Raw genomic sequence first — 19,220 nt, 5'->3', positions numbered from 1 at the left:
TGTAAGCAGGAGAGATCGGGTCATAAGACTCGATCTTTTTTGTTTTGAAATTTAATTCCTTGTGAGCCTTCGTGCCATCGCAAAAAAGAAACTAAAATTCATTATTGTCATATTGACATTAACGAGCTTGTTTGTTATCATTTCGATAATATCATAATGACTATATTGAGAGATGGGGAATGAACCATGTTCGGATTTCGATTTGTAAAATTTCAGCCAAGTGAATATGTGATGAAAGTGAAGAACGGTCAGGTACAGCGTCAAGGCGTAGGTTTATCCTTCACCTATTATGAACCGACCACTTCGGTTGTCGTTTTACCTGTATCCTCTGTAGAAGTGCCTTTTATGTTCGAAGAAATAACTGCAGATTATCAGACCGTAACGGTTCAGGGACAACTTAGCTACCGTATTGTGGACTACATGAAAATTACACAAAGCCTAAATTATACGTATAACTTACGGAAAAATCAGTACATCTCCGATGATCCTGGTAAGCTAGATCAACGTGTAATCACGATTGCCAAGGTCTTGACCAAGAAGCATCTGGAACAAATGCCATTGAAGGAAGCCATTCAATCTAGCGAACGGCTTGTAACGAGTATGAAACGTGAGGTTGCTCAGAGCCAAGAGCTGGAGAAGCTGGGCGTAGAGCTAATGAGTTTATCGATTCTGGCGATTTTGCCTAACAAAGAAACGATGCGTGCGCTGGAAGCGCAGGCTCGGGAAGAAATTTTGCGTCAAGCTGATGAAGCATTGTATGTGCGTCGTAATGCGTCCATCGAGCAGGAGCGTAAGGTGAAGGAAAACGAACTGAATACGGAAATCGCAGTTGAATCCAAAAAGCGGCAAATTCGAGAAACGCAATTGCAGGCAGAACGCTCCATCAAACAAAAGCAAAATGAGATGGAGCAGGAGCAGCTCCAATTCAATACAGCGATGGAAGAACGAAAACAACAGCTAATTGAGCTGACGATTGCTAATCGGAATGCAGAAGCAGATGCCAAAGCTTATGAGATGGCAGCTGTGATGAAGTCGTTGCAGGATGTAGAACCGACCGTTCTGCAGGCCATGGCGAATATGGGGATGAATTCGGATAAACTCATTGCAATTGCATTCCAGGAACTGGCGGAGAATGCAGGTAAGATCGGACAACTGAATATCTCACCTGATCTGCTGCAAGGTTTGATGTCTAACTCGAATAGAGAGCAAGGGGGGAGAGGGCGATGAGACGATCAGCAACTGAAAAGTCAGCATCCATGCCAGTGACGGAAGAGCATCGACTAACGGAACACAAAATTGTTTTGATCAAACGACGAACACGACTAGAGGAGTTAATCGTTCGTTATAATACGGTGCAGCAGGCACAGTTCTATATTGAACGTCTAGGAGCAGACTTTAATGATTATATTGCGGAGGATGCTCGTTATCGGGAATCCGTAAAGCAAGCGCAACAAATTCTTGGTTCTCTCGGAAGAGTTCAAACGATAGATCGGGAGCATGTGCCCAATTTTATATTTGGTAAACAGGATATTATCGTTGTTGTTGGTCAGGACGGTCTTGTTGCAAATACACTTAAATATGTATCAGAACAGCCGCTTATTGGGGTTAACCCTGATCCCATGCGCTGGGATGGGGTGTTGCTTCCTTTTACAGTAGAGGATCTGCGCTTTATTATTCCTGATGTGATTCACAGACGGCGTTCATTGAAAGAAGTCACCATAGCCAAAGTTGAGCTGAATGATGGTCAGTATCTCTATGGCGTTAACGATCTGTTTATAGGTCGGAAGACACATGTCTCTGCTCGTTATGAAGTGCAATTCGGTTCAGTCGTAGAACGGCAATCCTCCAGTGGAGTTATCGTATCTACAGGAATGGGCTCTACGGGTTGGTTCAAAAGTGTGCTGGCAGGTGCAACCGGCATTGTAAACTCGAAAGCTTGGCAGCGTATGAATACCAACGATGATACGACGACTACACATTGGGAGCAAAAAGGGATGGAGCATTTTGGTTGGGACGCACCCTACCTTTACTTCACTGTACGCGAACCATTTCCTAGCCGTACAACGGCTGCCAATGTCGTATTTGGACAGATCCATGCGAACCAACCCTTACGAATGGTTTCCCAGATGCCAGAAGACGGAGTTATATTCAGCGATGGGGTTGAACAGGATTTTCTTGAATTTAATTCAGGTGTGGAGGCGACCATTAATCTTGCGGATAAACGAGGACAGCTCGTCGTATAATTTCTCAATTCTGCAATTCTATATACCTCCACTAAAGTCAGACTTATATATCTTGATCGTCAGTTCACATAGCCTGGAATTTCTTGATTTAGATCAAGGAGTTTCGGGCTATGGCAAGTTATGATGGATGTAATCACAGATTACAGAGGAGGATGTAAGAATATGAGTATTACATCATTGCAAGACGTAAAAGAATTTAGTACAGATCGCTTTACGAAACGGGTGTTATTCCGGCATGATGGTGGTGTCACATTTGTACTTCATTTCTTGCCAGGTCAGCAGCTTCCGGTGCACAAGCACCCAGGAACAGATGTTATCTTACTGGTGGTTGAAGGTACAGGAACGATTATTCTGGATGGCGCTGAACAAGAGGTTAAACAAGAGGATGTGATCTGTTGCGATGGAGAGGTGGAATTTTCCTTCCATAATACAGGTAACACTGAAACTCGTTTGTTTGTTACACTCAATAAAGTACCTAGCGAATCCTACGCGCAAAATATATAGGAAGCACGCGTTAACACGTTAAGAGGATGGGTATTACACCTGTATATCGTAGTGAGTCACCAAGCATTTAATCACGTATAAACAACTAACTTAATCATCACAGATCAACAAAAAGCGTACTTATGTCTCTGGCAGGAACAGAGCTTAAGTACGTTTCTTTGTAATATGATTACATCAGTCAATGTCAGAAATATCCCAACATTTCTTTTGCTTCATTAGACATGAGCTGTGGTGACCATTGAGGCTCCCATACAACTTGTACATCGATATCGGTCTTGCCAGAATTTTGTTGTAACACCCACTTCACGGCACCTACAATCGTATCATGCAGTGGACAGCCAGGTGTGGTCAAAGTCATTCGTACATACACACGTTCAGGCTCTTCACGTACTTCATATACAAGCCCGAGATCTACAATGTTCACGCCTAACTCAGGGTCATATACTTCCTTCAGGCATTCTAATAAATGGGTTGTTTGTTCCATGGTTATCGCTCTCCAATCCTCCAAATTAACGTTTAAATACCAAAGCAATATTTGCAATATAAGCAATGGAAATCAGGGATAGTATGGTTCCTCCGACCATCATTACTTCTGCCAGATTTATTAAAATTCCACTCACCAGCAATAGACTGCCGCCCACCATGGCGATGATTCCCCATTGTACGTAGCGTTCACTCAGCATGCCGGCCATAAGGGGTACTCCAGGTCTGCCAGCTTGCTTTCCATATTTATGTGTCCACCATAGAAACGGTACGATTTTGGAAGCATAACCTAATATCGTGAGTGAAACCCAGCCTCCGAGATATACCCATCCAGATAGGAGCACTACCCGTGGATGGAGCAACAGATCGGTTCCTTGTGCGGAATAGATAAGCAATGCCACGACATATACGGCAAAAGCACGACTTACATACACTGACCAGCGTATACCTGGTCCTGGATTTTTTTTGTGTCGTTTCTCCTGAATCTGTTCTAAGTGATATACATAGCAGATCATTGCTGCACTTAGAAGCAAGAGTGCGAACCAGAGTAACCCGTCTTTGATACCTGTTAAGAATGCGATGACACCTGTGATTACCGCTGCGTTCCACAAGTACAAGACGACCTTTTGCAGCCGTATGGAGTAATTATGGGATAGGTAAAACATAGGTAACATTTTATAGCTGAATCCAGTAATCAACATGCCGAACCATCCGAGGGTTCCCATCCAAATATGTGCTCCAAACAATCGCTCATGGAGACCATTCCATTGTCCAAAAGCAAAATTCAATCCCATCAGCATACCGGAAAGCCCGGTCAGAACGAGATACAGACAAGAACAGGCGGCACTAATCGTTACCGGGTTCCACTGAGAAGCACGGAAGAGTGTTACCGCCATATTCCATCCGAACAATAAAATACCGATCAAGGCTAGCGTAGCTGAACCGGCAATCCAATGAACATCTCCACGGATGAAACCATATAACATACCAGTAAGCCCGATGGTGAAGAAGAAGTAGTGACAGTAGCCCAGTAGCAGACTGTAGATATTAGATTGCAGAATTACGTGAATCAATTGATAGATCGCACCCATAGCAAGCATGGTTGCCCACCCCAGAACAAAGAGGTGAGCGTGAAACCAGCCTTCAGGACCTCTTAATTCATCACCAAGCCAGCCTGTTAGCGAGAGCAGGGAGAAGGCGTGATACATAACAAATCCGAAGATGCCCGTGATGATAAAAAGAAACGGCAACCTGGACATGGCTTTCGCCTCCTTACCCTTTTTCAATTCTGACTTTCGCCGTACCGTCCGCTTGATCCTCAATCGTATATGGACAACCTAGATTGTTTAACTCTTCTATTAAGAACACGGGAACGCGATCGTTGTGAATGAGAACAACATCTCCAGGCTTGCAACGCTCGAGTGCAGCAAGCGTGCGCATCATCGGTTGAGGCGGTTCTAATCCGCGATTATCAAGCATTATGGTTGCAGCCTTTGGCTGTTCGTCACCTTCCAATGCAACGGCAACTGCTTCAGGTCGTCCTTGACATGCTTCTTCATCTGATGCTGGCGACACATCAAGAGTAGTCTCATCATGCTCAAGCTGCTGCGCAGATAATGCTTTTGCGCCCTTTTTGTTTTTCTTGTGAACGAAAGTAGTGACCCAGTGATCCGAGCCCTTTCGTTCAGAGGAGTTGGAGTATCCTTTCAATTTGAGAATGCCAAGTAGCGGCGTTGGCTTAAATGGAGCATGAAGTACAAACACATCCTCAGGTTGAAGGCCTTTTACCGTATCCATAATGAGTTGGAAGGGCTCCAGCTTTTTACTTAAATGAGGCCGGACATCCAATTCAACAATATTGACATCAGTTGGAGACATGTGCGTTCACATCCGATCCCGTACCAGCTAGATTGGCCTGTTCGAGCAAATGTTGTGATGACTCATAGAGAGCAGCCATTCCGCCGTACAGCGCATAAAAGAATGACTCCGGCGCATCCAGAGAGAAGGACAGATATGCCTTAGGATCCATACCTAACAATCGCTCAAAAAGCCTTGCACTATCATAAGCGTAAAAACAAAAGTGTGTATATTCAAAGACTGGCATTTTTTCATAAATCGTAATGATCTCTTGTGCATATTCCGCTTGATTCTGTTGCGCCATCTGAATCATGGTCGTCGCATCTTCCAGCCGAAGCGTGATGCGAAGTGTAGTGTCATTTATGATATCAACTTGCGGCATGGCTGCTCATCTCCAATCTATCGTTTGCTAATCTTGACCTGGAACGTGGTAGGTCCTTGTTCAATGTACTCCCAATCAAAGCCTTCAGGGTGTGTAGATTGGAACTGGAAGCGCAAAGGTTTCGGATCGTGATCGTTAATGAGTAGCATCGCCTCTTCCGGTTGCAATTGATCGAAAGTTTCGAAAATGATTTTATGTTTCAGATGAGGTGGGTACTCAGTAGCATTAATAGTAGCTGCATATGTGTTCATGGTTCATTCCTCCAAGTGGGTTAGTGTGGTGCTGCAATTTGATTATAGAAAATGAAAAGAAGGGGCTGTGTGAGCAGGCTCACATTTCCTATTGTCATAATCTTGCCTTATTTAAAAGAGAATCCTGTTTGGAAAGGGGTTGCGGCGATTTTATAAATGTGCAGGTGTGCGTTATGTTTCACTTCTTGTGATATTTTGCACAGTTAGGCGAGCGAGACATCCTTATATTTAGCACCAAGATGACAATTGATGAGAGGAAGCAAGTTCCCTCCTTCAGCTTAATAAAGACAGCACCCTAGAGAAGGGAGGTACGTGTATGGAATCAAAATTAATGGATCCGTTTGGCAGAGTTCATGACTACTTGCGGATTTCGGTTACAGATCGTTGTAATCTGCGCTGTGTGTATTGCATGCCAGAAGAAGGGATGCAGTTTGAACCGACGGAACGAATCCTGTCTTATGAAGAAATCACGTCGATCGTCAAGGCGCTTGCTCCACTGGGTATTCGGAAATTGCGTTTGACTGGGGGAGAACCTCTGGTTCGTAAGGGGCTGGATCAACTTATTGCGATGTTATCCGCTATTCCAGGGATTGAAGATATCGCATTGACAACCAATGGCATCTATCTGGCAGCTTATGCAGATCGACTCAAGTCAGCGGGATTAACTCGGGTCAACATTAGCTTGGATTCGCTCAAGCCGGAGCGATTCGCGCGTATTACACGAGGCGGCAAGGTAGATCGTGTGCTGGAAGGTATCAAAGCCAGCCAAAAGGCTGGCTTTCAGCCGATCAAGCTAAATGTTGTACTGATGAAAGGTGTAAATGACGATGAGGTTGAGGACTTTCTGCGCATGACACTGGAGGCTCCGATTGATATTCGATTTATTGAGTACATGCCCATCGGTGATAGTGGGAGTAGCTGGAAGTCAAGTTATATGCCGCTTGAACATGTGCTGAAGACTTGTGGAGACAAGTGGAACTACGAAAGCTGTGGTGATGTGTACGGCAATGGTCCGGCAGATAGTTACCGAATCGCTGGAGCAGCTGGAACGTTTGGTCTGATTCATCCGGTCAGCAGTCATTTCTGTGGAAGCTGCAACAGGCTCAGGTTAACAGCCGACGGCAACATTAAACCGTGTCTGTACTGGTCGGATGAGTACAATGTTCGCCCGCTCGTTGGCGACGACAAGGCGGTACAGGATCTGTTTTACAAGGCGCTCGGCTCTAAACCTGAAACTCATGACATGGTAAAAGCCTTAAAAGGGCAGCAGATTGACGGAACACCTACGCTGCGGCATATGTCGCAGATCGGAGGATAGCAAGAGAAGCTTCGAATTCAGTTTAGGTTACGGACTCAATTTCAGGTGCGAAATCGCATCAACAGGTCACATTTGTGGGAGGACAACAATGAGCAGCAAAAGCATGCCCTGGATGGGCAAACTGAAGTATTTTGCCAAACGTGAAAAAAACGCGGAAGGCTGGAGTGAGATGTCCCCGGTAAACCGGGACTGGGAAGACGTGTATCGTCGACGCTGGCAGCATGATAAAGTGGTGCGTTCCACACACGGCGTTAACTGCACGGGTTCATGTAGTTGGCAGATTTATGTGAAAGACGGCATTGTGACATGGGAAACGCAGGCGACAGATTATCCATCTACCGGGCCGGATATGCCTGATTTTGAACCGCGTGGATGTCCGCGTGGAGCAAGCTTCTCATGGTATCTATACAGCCCATTACGGGTGAAGCACCCTTACGTGCGTGGTGCGCTTCTGGAAATGTGGCGTGAGGCGCTGAAAACTCATGGTGATCCCATACAGGCGTGGTCAAGTATTTCGAATGATCCAGTCAAAGTGAAAAGATACAAGTCGGTACGCGGTAAAGGCGGACTGGTTCGTGCTTCATGGGGCGAAGTGACACAAATTATTGCTGCTTCCGTGATTCATACGATCAAAGATTACGGCCCTGACCGTATCATTGGTTTCTCGCCAATTCCAGCGATGTCCATGGTCAGTTATGCTGCCGGATCACGTTTCTTATCTTTGGTAGGTTCACCATTGCTTAGTTTCTATGACTGGTACGCGGATCTGCCGCCGGCATCCCCGCAAATCTGGGGAGATCAGACGGACGTGCCGGAGAGCAGTGATTGGTATAACTCTGGATACATTTTAGTTTGGGGTTCTAACCTGCCAATGACACGTACACCGGATGCTCACTTCCTCGCAGAAGCACGTTATAAGGGAACAAAAGTAGTATCCATCAGTCCGGATTATGCGGAATATGTGAAGTTTGCAGATACATGGATGTCCGTGAAACAAGGAACAGATGGCGCTCTTGCAATGGCTATGGGGCACATCATTCTGAAAGAATTTTATCTGGATCATCCTACAGATTACTTCATGTCCTATGCGAAGCAATATACGGACTTCCCGAATTTGTTGATTGTCGAAGAGAAGGATGGCGTAAACATTGCAGGCCGATTCTTGCTTGGTGAAGACCTGGGCATCCAAGGCAACAATATGGCATGGAAAACCCTTGTATACGATGAAAACTCCGGCACTTATGCTATTCCAAAAGGGAGTATGGGCTTCCGTTGGGGTGAAGAAGGTACGTGGAATCTCAAAATGGAACAGGTGGATACCGGCGAGCCGATCGATCCAAGACTATCCATGCTCGGAGTGCATCATGATCTCGTAACCGTGCATCTGCCTTACTTCGATGATGAAGGAAGTCATGTAATGGAGCGTCAAATCCCAGTGCGCCGCATCTGGGTTGAAGATCGTTGGATTACCGTTACGTCGGTATACGATCTCGTGCTGGCGAAGTATGGTGTTGATCGTGAAATGACACGTTCAGCAGACTCTACTGAAATCGTAACAGGAGTCGTTCTGGAAGCTGAAGAGGACAAACCATTTACACCAGCTTGGCAAGAGAAAATTACCCGAGTTGACCGGGATACCGTCGTTCAAATCGCACGTGAGTTTGCACAAAATGCAGTTGATACGCAAGGCCGCTCCATGATTATTATGGGTGCCGGGATCAACCATTGGTACAACTCCGATGTCATCTATCGTGCCATTATCAACCTGCTTCTGATGACAGGCTGTCAGGGGGTTAACGGGGGTGGCTGGGCTCACTATGTAGGTCAAGAGAAGCTGCGTCCTGCGGAAGGCTGGCAGACGATTGCCTTTGCTCGTGACTGGGCTGGACCTGCACGTCTGCAGAACGGAACATCGTTCTTCTACTTTGCAACAGATCAATGGAGATACGAGGAAACTCAAGTCGGAGAGCTAACCTCTGCACTTGAAGGTGATCCGCGATTCCAGCACGTTGCCGACTATAATGTCATGGCTGCACGCATGGGCTGGCTTCCATCTTATCCACAATTTAACCGTAACTCGATTGATTTGCATCAGGATGCACTAGATGCTGGGGCAACAACGAAGGAAGAGATCGGCGCATATGTGGCAACGGAATTACAAAATAAAAATCTTAAATTCTCGATTGAGCAGCCGGATGATCCAGCGAACTTCCCACGTGTGCTGTTTGTCTGGAGAGCAAACCTGATCTCAAGCTCAGGCAAAGGACATGAGTACTTCCTCAAGCATTTGCTTGGTGCAACAAACGGATTGCTTAATGATGATGATCATGGACTTCGTCCAGAGCATGTGGAGTGGGTAGATGAGGCTCCTGAAGGCAAGCTTGATCTTATGGTCAATATGGATTTCCGCATGGCAGGTACAGCAATGTATTCAGATATCGTACTGCCAGCAGCAACATGGTATGAAAAAAGCGATTTGAGCAGTACGGATATGCACCCGTTTGTGCATCCGTTCAACCCGGCGGTAGCTACGCAGTGGGAATCCCGCTCTGACTGGGATACGTTCAAGGAGATTGCACGTGTGTTCTCCGAAATGGCAGAACAGCAGTTCGATGGTCCGCAGAAGGAGATTCTGGCTACACCACTACTGCATGATTCACCGGATGAGCTGGCTCAGCCGTATGGTGAGATTAAAGACTGGAGCGCAGGTGAATGTGAAGCCATTCCAGGTAAAACGATGCCGCACATTCAGGTGGTTGAACGTGACTATGCTGCGGTCTATAACAAAATGATCAGTCTCGGGCCTAATGTGAAGGATAAACCGATTGGTACGAAAGGGATCTCATGGTCTGCGAGTGAAGAGTACGAGAAACTCAAAGGTATCCTGGGTGTCAACCGTAAAGATGGTGTTGGACAAGGATGTCCAGATATTAGCTCAGATCGAAATGTTGCGGAGGCGATCCTGACATTGTCCACAACCACGAACGGTAAAATGGCTGTGCGAGCGTGGGAATCACTGGAGAAAAAAACCGCGTTGCATCTAAAAGATCTGGCTGAAGAACGATCTGAGGAATGCTTTACCTTTGACGAGATTACTTCCAAACCGAAAACGGTCATTACCTCGCCTGCATTCAGCGGATCGGAAAAAGGCGGACGCCGGTATTCACCGTTCACGACCAACGTAGAACGATTGATTCCATGGCGTACATTAACGGGCAGACAGCAGTTCTACATCGACCATGCGATGCTGCGCGAGTTCGGTGAAACACTGGCTACCTTCAAACCCGTGCTGAAACATACACCGTTCCATCCAAACAGTAAGCGTCCGATTGAGGGCGGCAAGGAAATCGTGCTGAACTACATGACTCCGCATAACAAGTGGTCCATCCACAGTATGTACTATGATGCACAGCCGATGTTGACCTTGTTCCGAGGTGGCCCAACGATCTGGATGAACCATGAGGATGCTGAGGAAGCGGGTCTAGTGGATAACGACTGGATCGAATGTTTCAACCGTAACGGGGTCGTTGTGGCAAGAGCAGTAGTTACACATCGTATTCCTCGCGGAGTAGCCTTTATGTATCACGCCCAGGATCGCCACATTAACGTTCCGGGGACGAAAATTTCACAGACACGCGGCGGTACACATAACAGTCCGACTCGTATTCACGTGAAGCCAACACATATGATCGGTGGATATGCTCAGTTAAGTTATGGCTTCAACTATTATGGCCCGACAGGCAACCAGCGTGACCTGAATGTCATCATTAGAAAACTGCAGGAGGTGGATTGGCTTGAAGATTAAAGCACAAGTCAGTATGGTCATGAATCTGGACAAATGTATCGGCTGCCATACATGTAGCGTAACATGCAAAAACACCTGGACGAATCGTCCAGGTGCAGAGTACATGTATTTTAACAATGTCGAAACAAAACCAGGTGTCGGTTATCCAAAACAATGGGAGGATCAGGAGCGTTACCGCGGCGGCTGGGAGATGAAAAATGGCAAGCTGGAACTGAAATCTGGTACACGTGCAAGACGTTTGCTTAACATTTTTCATAACCCGGATCAGCCAACGATTGACGACTACTATGAGCCTTGGACCTATGATTACGAAAAATTGACCAATAGTCCGGAGAAGAAACACCAACCCGTTGCAAGACCAAAATCCCAAATTACCGGAGAGTATATGAATCTCGAATGGGGTCCGAACTGGGAAGATGATCTCGCCGGTGCCCATATAACAGGGATGGAAGACCCGAACATGAAGGGTGTCGAGGAATCTATCAAAATGGATTTTGAACAGGTATTTATGATGTACCTGCCGCGGATCTGTGAACACTGTCTGAACCCGTCCTGTGTCTCTTCCTGTCCATCAGGAGCCATGTACAAACGGGAGGAGGACGGCATTGTGCTTGTAGACCAGAATGCTTGCCGAGCATGGAGATTCTGTGTGTCGAGCTGCCCGTACAAAAAAGTATATTTCAACTGGCAGACGAACAAAGCTGAGAAATGTACACTGTGCTTCCCACGTATTGAAGCGGGTCTACCAACGATCTGCTCTGAAACTTGCGTTGGACGTATCCGTTATATCGGCCTGATGCTCTATGATGCAGACCGTATTGAAGCAGCGGCTTCAGTAGAGAATGAAAAGGATCTGTATGAATCACAAATGGATGTTTTCCTAGATCCGAATGATCCTGAAGTTATTCGTGAAGCACGTGCAGCAGGCATACCGGAGGACTGGATTATTGCAGCGCAGCAGTCTCCAATCTATAAAATGGTTATTGACTGGAAAATCGCACTTCCACTTCACCCTGAATACCGCACGATGCCGATGGTATGGTACATTCCGCCGCTGAGTCCGATCACTAACCGGGTAGAAGGCCAAGGAAGTTCGCTTGATGCTAATGATATCTTCCCAGCTATTGATAACATGCGTATTCCAGTTGAATACTTGGCGAACCTGCTTACTGCTGGAGATACAGGACGTATTCGTGAAGTACTACGCAAAATGGCTGTGATGCGGATTCACATGCGTAACCAGCAAACTGGTAAAGCGAGTGAGTCCGAATTGCTGGATCTGGTTGGCATGAGTGCGCAGGAAGTTGAAGATATGTATCGTTTACTGGCTATTGCGAAATACGATGACCGCTTTGTGATTCCACCAGCTCACCGTGAGGAAGTGGCAGATCTATTCAGTGAACAAGGAAGCTGTGGCCTTGACTTTGCAGGCGGCCCAGGTTCTTGCGGCGTATTCTCATAGGAGAGGAGACAACAACGATGACAAGTGATACAAATACAGAAACTATCGTGAAACAGGTTTATGAACCGGAAATGAGAAGAATGGTCTGTAAACTGATCTCCTATCTGCTGCAATACCCTGATACCGAGTGGAGAGAGGGACTACCTGGGGTGCAAGAAGCCGTTCTTTCGATCTCTGAGGAAGAAGTGAAGCGGATCGTGTTAACCTTCACGAGAGATGCACAGGCTGTAGATGCCATTGGGTGGCAGGATTCTTATGTACGTGCGTTTGATTTTGATAAAAAATCAAATCTTTATCTCACCTATGCTTTGCACGGTGATGAGCGAGATCGCGGACCGGCACTTATTGATTTGAAGCGTAGATATGAAGCGGCTGGTTTCTATATGGAAGCCAGCGAGCTGCCGGATTATTTACCAATGGTGCTTGAATTCATTGCCGAGGCTCCGGAGAAAGATGCAATCGGAGTTCTGGATACCTGCCATAAAGCGCTGGTCACGATGACCGAAAGTATCGCAGGACAAAACAGTCCATACGGACCGCTCCTTACGCTCATGTTACAGGTGATGCCCGAGCCGTCTGTTTCGGACGTACCTGAACCAAGCAAAGAAGAACAGAAACAACCGCTGGGCGGTCTGAACGAGATCGTTGAGCTGATGAGGAGGGGCAATCGGTGAGTACACTGGAATTAATGTTATGGGGTGCTCTCCCGTACATGGTCATTGTGTTTTGTATCACGGCGACCATCTGGAGATATGTAACCAATCCATTTAGCTGGACATCCAAATCTAGTGAAATGCTGGAGAAACGTATGCTACGATGGGGAAGTTTACTCTTTCACATCGGCATTTTCGCCGTCATCTGTGGACATATTGCGGGACTGCTTGTACCGATTGAATTTTATCATTGGATCGGTTTAAGTGACGAAGCGTACCATATGGGCGCTGTGTTCGGCGGATTACCGGCTGGTATTATCGCATTTACCGGATTGGTTATTCTGCTGGTACGCCGGTACACAGCTCGCAGAGTACGGGCAACAAGCAGCGTCGGGGATTGGGTGGCACTGGCTATGTTAATCATTGTCATTGTAACCGGCATTCTGGCAACATCGGCTAATGCGGTTAATCATAGTGGATTTGATTATCGTACAACTATTAATCCATGGATTCGTGGTCTGCTCGTATTCCAGCCTGATCCGACTCTGATGCAGACGGTGCCAATGAACTTTAAGGTTCATATCTTGCTCACATTTGTACTGTACAGTGTATTTCCATTCACACGTCTGGTGCACATGCTGAGCATGCCACTCGGATATCTGAGACGTAGCTATGTGCTGTATCGCAGAAGAGACGGAGCCGTGTATCCGAATCAGGAACAACAAAAGGAAAGGGCGATGTAAATGCAGCAAAAAGGAAAAATCCAACTGCCCTTGCAAACGACAAGTCTTGTTCTTGGCTTTATGGTATGGGTAATCTTGTCATCCCTCATGCCGTTTATCAAAGAGGATATCGCGCTTACTTCTTCCCAGCTTGCTTGGGCGACAGCTATTCCTGTCTTGATCGGATCGATTGCTCGTATTCCAATTGGTTATTGGACGAACCGGTACGGGGCACGTAACATTTTCATGATCAGCTTTGTGTTATTACTTGCTCCGGTATGGTGGGTCAGTCGTGCAACATCATTCAGTGATCTGGTTATTGGTGGCTTCTTCCTCGGGATTGGTGGAGCCGTGTTCTCTGTCGGAGTAACCTCGCTACCAAAGTATTATCCGAAAGAACGTCATGGTTTTGTTAACGGGATCTATGGAATTGGTAACCTCGGAACGGCGTTGTCTGCATTCGGGGCACCGTTAATCGCAGATCGTGTGGGATGGTCTACGACGGTATTGCTATACAGTATTTTGCTACTCGGGATGGCGGCACTGAATTTTGTTCTTGGGGACAAAAAGGAAACACGTGTTAATGTTCCCCTGATGCAGCAGTTAAAGGCGGTATCGCGAAACAATAAACTGTGGCTGCTATGTTTGTTCTATTTTCTAACGTTTGGTTCATTTGTTGCATTTACAGTATATCTGCCTAACTTCCTCGTTACCAACTTCCAGATGGATAAGGTTGATGCGGGACTTCGCACAGCTGGGTTCATCTTGGTGGCAACGATTATGCGTCCGGTTGGCGGATGGCTAGGTGACAAGTTTAACCCATTCAAAATATTGATGTTTGTTTTCGGCGGATTGACCGTTGCCGCGATTGTATTATCGTTCGCGCCATCCTTCTATATCTATACGGTTGGCTGTCTAACTGTCGCGCTCTGCGCGGGAACAGGTAACGGTACAATTTTCAAATTAGTGCCGATGTATTTCGTCAAACAAGCAGGTATCGCTAACGGGATGATCTCAGCAATGGGTGGTTTGGGCGGCTTCTTCCCTCCATTGATGCTGACGTTGCTGTACAGTATGACGGGTCATTACGCAATTGGATTTATGGCGCTGTCCCAGATTGCACTGGTAAGTCTCGTGCTGGTTATCTGGATGTTCTATCAAGAGAAGCTCCAACTGTCTGCTAGCATTTTGGAGAATACCATTGAAGCGATTCTGGTGACGGATACGAACAGTGTTATTCGTTCTGTGAACCCAGCCTTTACGGCGGTTACAGGCTACACGGCTGAAGAAGCAGTAGGACAGAAGCCAAGCATGCTGAAGTCTGGCAAGCAGGATAAGAAGTTTTATGACCAGTTATGGCAGGAACTTCGTGAAAAAGGATACTGGCAGGGCGAGATCTGGAATCGCAAGAAAAATGGTGAGCTTTATCAGGAATGGCTTAGTATTACAGCAATCCGTAATGAAGCAGGGGAAGTCAAATATTACGCGGGTATGTTCAGTGATATGAGTAAACCTGATCTAACGATTGCCTAAGCAATTCATGGTTAAGAGACAGAGTTATTGAAAAAAGTGATCCAACATACAGCAAGAGACCTTAACTTGATTTACAGTAGTTAAGGTCTCTTTTTGCACAAGCGACAGTTTCAATACACAGAGGAACCGATTATCTTCCCTGATGAATTTGGCTTAACGCTGAGCTGTGATTGTGCATAACAGCAAGAAGAAGCAAGATGCAGAGAGCCATCTTGCCGTTATGCTCAAGCGTCTCGCTGTTCTTTTAAAGCTTGCAGGTTGTGAATGATGATGCGGCTACGATCAACCTCAAGTAACTCATCTTTTGCGAGCTGGTTCAGCAGTCGATTGGCTGTCTCCCTTGTCGTTCCGATCGAATTAGCAAACTCCTGGTGTGTCATGGGCAGATTGATGACGATCTTATCCGCTTGCTGCTGACCATGCTGCTCCGCAAGCATGAGAAGAAAGGAGAGCACACGATTACGCACATCCTGACCGGAAAGCACTTGTAATTTATCTTGTAATTCGCGTATTTTATCGCCGAGTACACGCATGATTTTGATGGCAATTGCAGGTGTGCTTAGCATGAGCCGTTCAAAGTGTCTGACGGGTATCGCCAGCAGGCTTGACGGTGTGATCGCAACAGCGGTAGCGGGATAGGGATGCGCGTTGAAAAATCCGGTATGAGGAAACATATCCCCTGTTTTTAGAAAGGATACGATCTGTTCATGTCCGTTCTCATCCGTTTTGTAAGCTTTGACAATACCGGTACGAATGAAGAACACGGCTTCTTTTTCACTGCCTTCACTAAAGATCACTGTCTTTTTGTTGATGCTTCGGGATATAGCAATTTCTTCAACCTGTTTTAACTCTTCGGGGCTCAGATCCTGAAAAATAGGGAATTGCTGCAGAAATTCTGCTGCGTTCTCTTTATTTACCCTGGTCATACAAGTTCATCCTCTCTGTGAAGCTTTTTGTATTGATAAACCTGATAGGAGGTCGTGATTGAATTGAAAAGCAATGGAAGTACAAACGCTAAACCAATCGTAATTCCCCATGAACATGGTGGGTGGGCGATGGTCAGCGTACCTTTTCTCGTTGGTGTGGCAGCAAGCAGCCCCCAGTGGCTTCATCTGCCGCTGTTCTTTGCCTGGCTTGGCTTGTATCTGACCGCTTATCCTTTGCTGCAATCGCTCAAAAGAAACGCGAATCGGCAGCTCTTATATAAATGGGCAGCCATATACGGCACAATAGCCTTAGTCTGTCTCATTCCGGCCGTCATTGGTCAATCATCGCTGTTATGGTTTGGCCCCATGTTGGTGGGACTGCTCTTGGTTAACATCTGGCATGTGAGACATAAGGCCGAAAGGTCATTGACCAATGATCTATGTGCAATGCTGGTCTTCTCTCTGGGCGGAGCGGCAGCTTATCTGATTGGCAGCGGTGAATGGGACTACGGCATGGCCATCGTTGTGTTGTTTTCCTTTTTACATTTTACAGGAAGTACGTTCTTTGTGAAATCCGTCTTTCGGGAACGCAGCAATCCGCGCTGGATCAGGTTGTCACGTCTTGTCCATGTTGTACTGCTGTTCATTCCGGCTGCAGTTGGGTATCCATGGATGGGGCTGGCCTATGTCTATTCCGCTGTGCGAGCATTTCGATATGCAGGTAAAACCATGCGTCCCATGAAGGTGGGGATCATCGAAATTATTGGAGCGGTACAGTTCCTGCTCTGGTTCATCCTGCTGTGAATCACATCATTTTATCATAACGTGATTTAAGTGCACATCAGGTGATATAGGTCACACCGTCATTGGATTGTTATTTAAAAATGAAGTCCACACGTTCCGTAGTTTGTTTTTGATCTGGCAGCAAGGGTTAATGGGAGATAAAACAATCTGGAACAAGAGAGGGGCGAGCCCGGATGTGGACTGCATTGATGTGGGGCGGCATCTCCGCCTCAGCGGTTGTGATCGGTGCACTTGCAGCATTATTTATGAAGATTCCGAAAAGGGTCATCGGCTGGATTATGGCCTTTGGGACGGGCACGCTGATTGGTGCTGCTACGTTTGAGCTTCTTGGAGACGCATTAAACGATGGAGGTATACTGCCAACGGCTATCGGTTTTACCACAGGAGCCTTGGTATATACCCTGTTTGATGTGCTTATCTCGGCCAAGGGTGGGTCAGATCGTAAACGTTCCAGCAAGAAAGATTCAAGTCAGCAAAGCGGACTGGGGATTTTTGCCGGTACGGTGATGGATGCGATTCCCGAATCGATCATGCTGGGTGCCAGTTTGCTGGCAGGTAATGGTGTCAGTGTGGTGCTGGTGGTATCTATTTTTGTCAGCAATATTCCTGAAGGATTATCCAGTACGGCGGGGCTGAAGAACAGCAAGTATAGCAAAGGCAAAATTCTATTGATGTGGCTCGGTGTACTGCTAATCTCTGCACTTGCCGCTTTGGGCGGGTATCTGTTTATGGAACAGCTTCCGAAGGAGATGGGGGCAGCAATCGGTGCTTTTGCTGGAGGAGGTATTATAGCCATGCTCTGCTCAACGATGATGCCTGAGGCTTTTGAAGAAGGAGGCCCTATTGTAGGGTTGATCGCATCGATGGGATTGCTTGTGTCCTTGTTGTTGGGTATATAACTCTGTAAATGCTCAGTTTCCGTCAAACTCTAATACGTTAAATCAACTAAAAAAAAGAGTATCCTCTCAGAATCATTCTGAGTTTTGGATACTCTTTTTGCAGGTTAATTCAGATCGAAGCTAACGGGAAATTAGTGACCAGAGCAGCTTCCGCCGCAGCCACAAGCTTCTTTGCCGAGTTCTTTCGATTCAGGCAAGCGGTTCAATTCAACAGACTTTGTAAAATAGTTGCTGATCTGCTGATGCAATTGACTGAATTCACGTTGTGCATAGATAAATCGACGAATGAGAGGGTTATCGTACAGCGCACGCTCTTCCTCTTCATACACCTTAATCTCGGAATCCAACAATTCGATATTTTGCCGTTCTTTTTCTTCCAATGCTTGATGTTTCTCCATAAAACGTTCATATTGGGTTGTCGCTTGTTCATCCGCGGCAAACTCATCAATCATGTCACGCATTTCTTTGTAGCCCTCGTCCTGCAGTAGAAGTGAGCATAGCTCTTGCATTTTGTGCATAATAAGCTGTTTATCTAATTTTACAACAGTATTTATACTCATGTGGTCAACCTCCTGATCTTTTCTTAACTGTATAATGGAATGTAACAGCATACTGTGACGTTACTCACATTCCATGTGAAATAGATTACTTGTTTGAATCGCAAATCTTCTATTATTCAGTGTAGTAACTTCTCCTTGAGCTGTTCTAATTGAAGGATGAGAATGCAGTTTCCTGTAACCTGCAAGAGCCCTTGTGTCTGCATAACGGTAAGCTTACGACTAAGCGTCTCGGGAGTAATCCCGAGCAGCAGAGCCATATCTTTTTTGAAGACAGGCAAACGAATCTCATGCTGTGCATGATTCCGACTATGAAAATACAACAGCAGCTTGGCGATCTTCTGTTCAGTTGTCAGCGCGCTAAGAGAAATGTTCCATTCATCTGTATCACGCAGCAGCTCAGAGACAGCAAGTAGAAAATGATAAGCAAGCTTTGGATCATGTTCGAGCAATTGATCAAAGTCATGTTTGTTCATCGAGCAGATGGAAGAGGGCTCTAGAACCTCCGCATTTGCAGGATGTGGTTTCTGGTGAAGCAGGGCATCTTGTCCGAAGAAATCTCCGGGGAAAAGGAAACGAACAATATGCTCTTTGCCATTCTCCGTGTATTTAGATAGTTTCACACACCCCTGATGAACCACATATAGCGTATCTGAACGCTCACCTTCCTGGACGATATAATCCCCTTTGTTATATTGCCGAGAGTGAAGTAGAGAAAGCAGCAATTCGGAATCCGCCGGGTCAAGATGTTGGAACAGGGATACTTTGGAGAAACAGGCATCCTGATCTTCGTGTGCACATATCATTTTGTGAAACACCTC

Annotated in this window: 19 protein-coding genes; 11 read left to right on the top strand and 8 right to left on the bottom strand. The window is 46.3% G+C overall.

The window, feature by feature from the left end; all coding sequences use genetic code 11:
• Positions 1-186: 186 nt before the first annotated feature.
• The 3 genes from MH215_RS00560 to MH215_RS00550 all read left to right on the top strand — a co-directional run bounded on the left by MH215_RS00560 (position 187) and on the right by MH215_RS00550 (position 2,747).
• Entirely contained in the window at positions 187-1,227 is a 1,041-nt protein-coding gene (locus MH215_RS00560) for an SPFH domain-containing protein (RefSeq protein WP_239287054.1), read from the top strand.
• Positions 1,224-2,243 (top strand): diacylglycerol kinase catalytic domain-containing protein, encoded by a 1,020-nt coding sequence (locus tag MH215_RS00555; protein WP_239287053.1) that lies wholly within the window; start codon positions 1,224-1,226, stop codon positions 2,241-2,243. The genes MH215_RS00560 and MH215_RS00555 overlap by 4 nt, the downstream gene beginning before the upstream one ends.
• A 162-nt stretch (positions 2,244-2,405) precedes the next feature.
• The gene (locus MH215_RS00550) at positions 2,406-2,747 is read left to right on the top strand and encodes a cupin domain-containing protein (protein ID WP_239287052.1); all 342 of its coding nucleotides are present in this window, start codon (positions 2,406-2,408) and stop codon (positions 2,745-2,747) included.
• A gap of 184 nt (positions 2,748-2,931) precedes the next feature.
• Here MH215_RS00550 and MH215_RS00545 read toward each other — a convergent pair whose 3' ends face one another.
• The 5 genes from MH215_RS00545 to MH215_RS00525 are packed head-to-tail and all read right to left on the bottom strand — an operon-like array spanning position 2,932 to position 5,720.
• Positions 2,932-3,231, bottom strand: a complete 300-nt coding sequence (locus tag MH215_RS00545; protein WP_239287051.1) for a metal-sulfur cluster assembly factor — start codon at positions 3,229-3,231, stop codon at positions 2,932-2,934.
• 25 nt (positions 3,232-3,256) lie between these two features.
• Complete coding sequence (locus MH215_RS00540; RefSeq protein ID WP_239287050.1) at positions 3,257-4,489, bottom strand: hypothetical protein; 1,233 nt, start codon at positions 4,487-4,489, stop codon at positions 3,257-3,259.
• Positions 4,490-4,502: 13 nt separating this feature from the next.
• Positions 4,503-5,108, bottom strand: coding sequence for a DUF2249 domain-containing protein (locus MH215_RS00535; RefSeq protein WP_239287049.1), 606 nt, complete (start codon positions 5,106-5,108; stop codon positions 4,503-4,505).
• Positions 5,095-5,469, bottom strand: coding sequence for a hypothetical protein (locus MH215_RS00530; protein ID WP_239287048.1), 375 nt, complete (start codon positions 5,467-5,469; stop codon positions 5,095-5,097). The genes MH215_RS00535 and MH215_RS00530 overlap by 14 nt, the downstream gene beginning before the upstream one ends.
• 17 nt (positions 5,470-5,486) lie before the next feature.
• Entirely contained in the window at positions 5,487-5,720 is a 234-nt protein-coding gene (locus tag MH215_RS00525; RefSeq protein WP_056689699.1) for a DUF2249 domain-containing protein, read from the bottom strand.
• A 316-nt stretch (positions 5,721-6,036) separates the two neighbouring features.
• Between MH215_RS00525 and moaA the strand changes: the two genes are divergently transcribed.
• The 6 genes from moaA (at position 6,037) to MH215_RS00495 (ending at position 15,213) form a co-directional block, all read left to right on the top strand.
• On the top strand, positions 6,037-7,038 hold the full coding sequence (gene moaA / locus MH215_RS00520) for a GTP 3',8-cyclase MoaA (RefSeq protein WP_239287047.1): 1,002 nt from the start codon (positions 6,037-6,039) through the stop codon (positions 7,036-7,038).
• An 88-nt stretch (positions 7,039-7,126) separates the two neighbouring features.
• Positions 7,127-10,843, top strand: a complete 3,717-nt coding sequence (locus MH215_RS00515; RefSeq protein WP_275445935.1) for a nitrate reductase subunit alpha — start codon at positions 7,127-7,129, stop codon at positions 10,841-10,843.
• Positions 10,833-12,305, top strand: coding sequence for a nitrate reductase subunit beta (gene narH, locus MH215_RS00510; protein ID WP_056689708.1), 1,473 nt, complete (start codon positions 10,833-10,835; stop codon positions 12,303-12,305). The genes MH215_RS00515 and narH overlap by 11 nt, the downstream gene beginning before the upstream one ends.
• A gap of 17 nt (positions 12,306-12,322) precedes the next feature.
• The gene (narJ, locus tag MH215_RS00505; RefSeq protein ID WP_239287046.1) at positions 12,323-12,979 is read left to right on the top strand and encodes a nitrate reductase molybdenum cofactor assembly chaperone; all 657 of its coding nucleotides are present in this window, start codon (positions 12,323-12,325) and stop codon (positions 12,977-12,979) included.
• A gap of 14 nt (positions 12,980-12,993) precedes the next feature.
• A complete protein-coding gene (gene narI, locus MH215_RS00500; RefSeq protein WP_056692405.1) occupies positions 12,994-13,701 on the top strand; it encodes a respiratory nitrate reductase subunit gamma in 708 nt (235 codons plus the stop codon).
• Positions 13,702-15,213, top strand: a complete 1,512-nt coding sequence (locus MH215_RS00495; RefSeq protein ID WP_239287045.1) for a nitrate/nitrite transporter — start codon at positions 13,702-13,704, stop codon at positions 15,211-15,213. It begins immediately after the preceding gene.
• 224 nt (positions 15,214-15,437) lie between these two features.
• On the opposite strand, the gene MH215_RS00490 is transcribed toward MH215_RS00495, so the two are convergent.
• Positions 15,438-16,139: a Crp/Fnr family transcriptional regulator gene (locus MH215_RS00490; RefSeq protein ID WP_239287044.1), complete on the bottom strand. Its 702-nt coding sequence runs from the start codon at positions 16,137-16,139 to the stop codon at positions 15,438-15,440.
• Positions 16,140-16,193: 54 nt separating this feature from the next.
• Here MH215_RS00490 and MH215_RS00485 point away from each other — a divergent pair, with 54 nt between their 5' ends.
• Both MH215_RS00485 and MH215_RS00480 read left to right on the top strand, forming a co-directional pair.
• Positions 16,194-16,943 carry a YwiC-like family protein gene (locus tag MH215_RS00485; protein WP_343224496.1) on the top strand — a complete coding sequence of 250 codons (750 nt, stop codon included), beginning with the start codon at positions 16,194-16,196 and terminating at the stop codon, positions 16,941-16,943.
• Positions 16,944-17,116: 173 nt separating this feature from the next.
• Positions 17,117-17,842, top strand: coding sequence for a ZIP family metal transporter (locus MH215_RS00480; RefSeq protein WP_239287043.1), 726 nt, complete (start codon positions 17,117-17,119; stop codon positions 17,840-17,842).
• 131 nt (positions 17,843-17,973) lie between these two features.
• Here the strand turns inward: MH215_RS00480 and MH215_RS00475 are convergent, their stop codons facing one another.
• Together MH215_RS00475 and MH215_RS00470 are read right to left on the bottom strand one after the other, a co-directional pair.
• Positions 17,974-18,402, bottom strand: a complete 429-nt coding sequence (locus tag MH215_RS00475) for a YlbF/YmcA family competence regulator (protein WP_239287042.1) — start codon at positions 18,400-18,402, stop codon at positions 17,974-17,976.
• Positions 18,403-18,518: 116 nt separating this feature from the next.
• The gene (locus MH215_RS00470; RefSeq protein ID WP_239287041.1) at positions 18,519-19,205 is read right to left on the bottom strand and encodes a Crp/Fnr family transcriptional regulator; all 687 of its coding nucleotides are present in this window, start codon (positions 19,203-19,205) and stop codon (positions 18,519-18,521) included.
• Positions 19,206-19,220 lie beyond the last annotated feature (15 nt).

This window comes from Paenibacillus sp. ACRSA (assembly GCF_022346845.1).
In the GTDB taxonomy this organism is placed as follows: domain Bacteria; phylum Bacillota; class Bacilli; order Paenibacillales; family Paenibacillaceae; genus Paenibacillus.
The sequence above is the reverse complement of the archived record's forward strand: the minus strand, read 5'-3'. Positions and strand labels throughout refer to the sequence as shown.

What these genes read in the sequence shown, in the direction of transcription:
- MH215_RS00535 (WP_239287049.1), bottom strand. Translation starts at nt 5,108, where the DNA reads ATGTCTCCAACTGATGTCAATATTGTTGAATTGGATGTCCGGCCTCAT.
- narJ (WP_239287046.1), top strand. Translation starts at nt 12,323, where the DNA reads ATGACAAGTGATACAAATACAGAAACTATCGTGAAACAGGTTTATGAA.
- MH215_RS00480 (WP_239287043.1), top strand. Translation starts at nt 17,117, where the DNA reads ATGTGGACTGCATTGATGTGGGGCGGCATCTCCGCCTCAGCGGTTGTG.
- MH215_RS00470 (WP_239287041.1), bottom strand. Translation starts at nt 19,205, where the DNA reads ATGATATGTGCACACGAAGATCAGGATGCCTGTTTCTCCAAAGTATCC.
- narI (WP_056692405.1), top strand. Translation starts at nt 12,994, where the DNA reads ATGTTATGGGGTGCTCTCCCGTACATGGTCATTGTGTTTTGTATCACG.
- MH215_RS00525 (WP_056689699.1), bottom strand. Translation starts at nt 5,720, where the DNA reads ATGAACACATATGCAGCTACTATTAATGCTACTGAGTACCCACCTCAT.
- MH215_RS00555 (WP_239287053.1), top strand. Translation starts at nt 1,224, where the DNA reads ATGAGACGATCAGCAACTGAAAAGTCAGCATCCATGCCAGTGACGGAA.
- MH215_RS00545 (WP_239287051.1), bottom strand. Translation starts at nt 3,231, where the DNA reads ATGGAACAAACAACCCATTTATTAGAATGCCTGAAGGAAGTATATGAC.
- MH215_RS00475 (WP_239287042.1), bottom strand. Translation starts at nt 18,402, where the DNA reads ATGAGTATAAATACTGTTGTAAAATTAGATAAACAGCTTATTATGCAC.
- MH215_RS00490 (WP_239287044.1), bottom strand. Translation starts at nt 16,139, where the DNA reads ATGACCAGGGTAAATAAAGAGAACGCAGCAGAATTTCTGCAGCAATTC.
- MH215_RS00550 (WP_239287052.1), top strand. Translation starts at nt 2,406, where the DNA reads ATGAGTATTACATCATTGCAAGACGTAAAAGAATTTAGTACAGATCGC.
- MH215_RS00540 (WP_239287050.1), bottom strand. Translation starts at nt 4,489, where the DNA reads ATGTCCAGGTTGCCGTTTCTTTTTATCATCACGGGCATCTTCGGATTT.
- MH215_RS00515 (WP_275445935.1), top strand. Translation starts at nt 7,127, where the DNA reads ATGAGCAGCAAAAGCATGCCCTGGATGGGCAAACTGAAGTATTTTGCC.
- MH215_RS00560 (WP_239287054.1), top strand. Translation starts at nt 187, where the DNA reads ATGTTCGGATTTCGATTTGTAAAATTTCAGCCAAGTGAATATGTGATG.
- MH215_RS00530 (WP_239287048.1), bottom strand. Translation starts at nt 5,469, where the DNA reads ATGCCGCAAGTTGATATCATAAATGACACTACACTTCGCATCACGCTT.
- moaA (WP_239287047.1), top strand. Translation starts at nt 6,037, where the DNA reads ATGGAATCAAAATTAATGGATCCGTTTGGCAGAGTTCATGACTACTTG.
- MH215_RS00495 (WP_239287045.1), top strand. Translation starts at nt 13,702, where the DNA reads ATGCAGCAAAAAGGAAAAATCCAACTGCCCTTGCAAACGACAAGTCTT.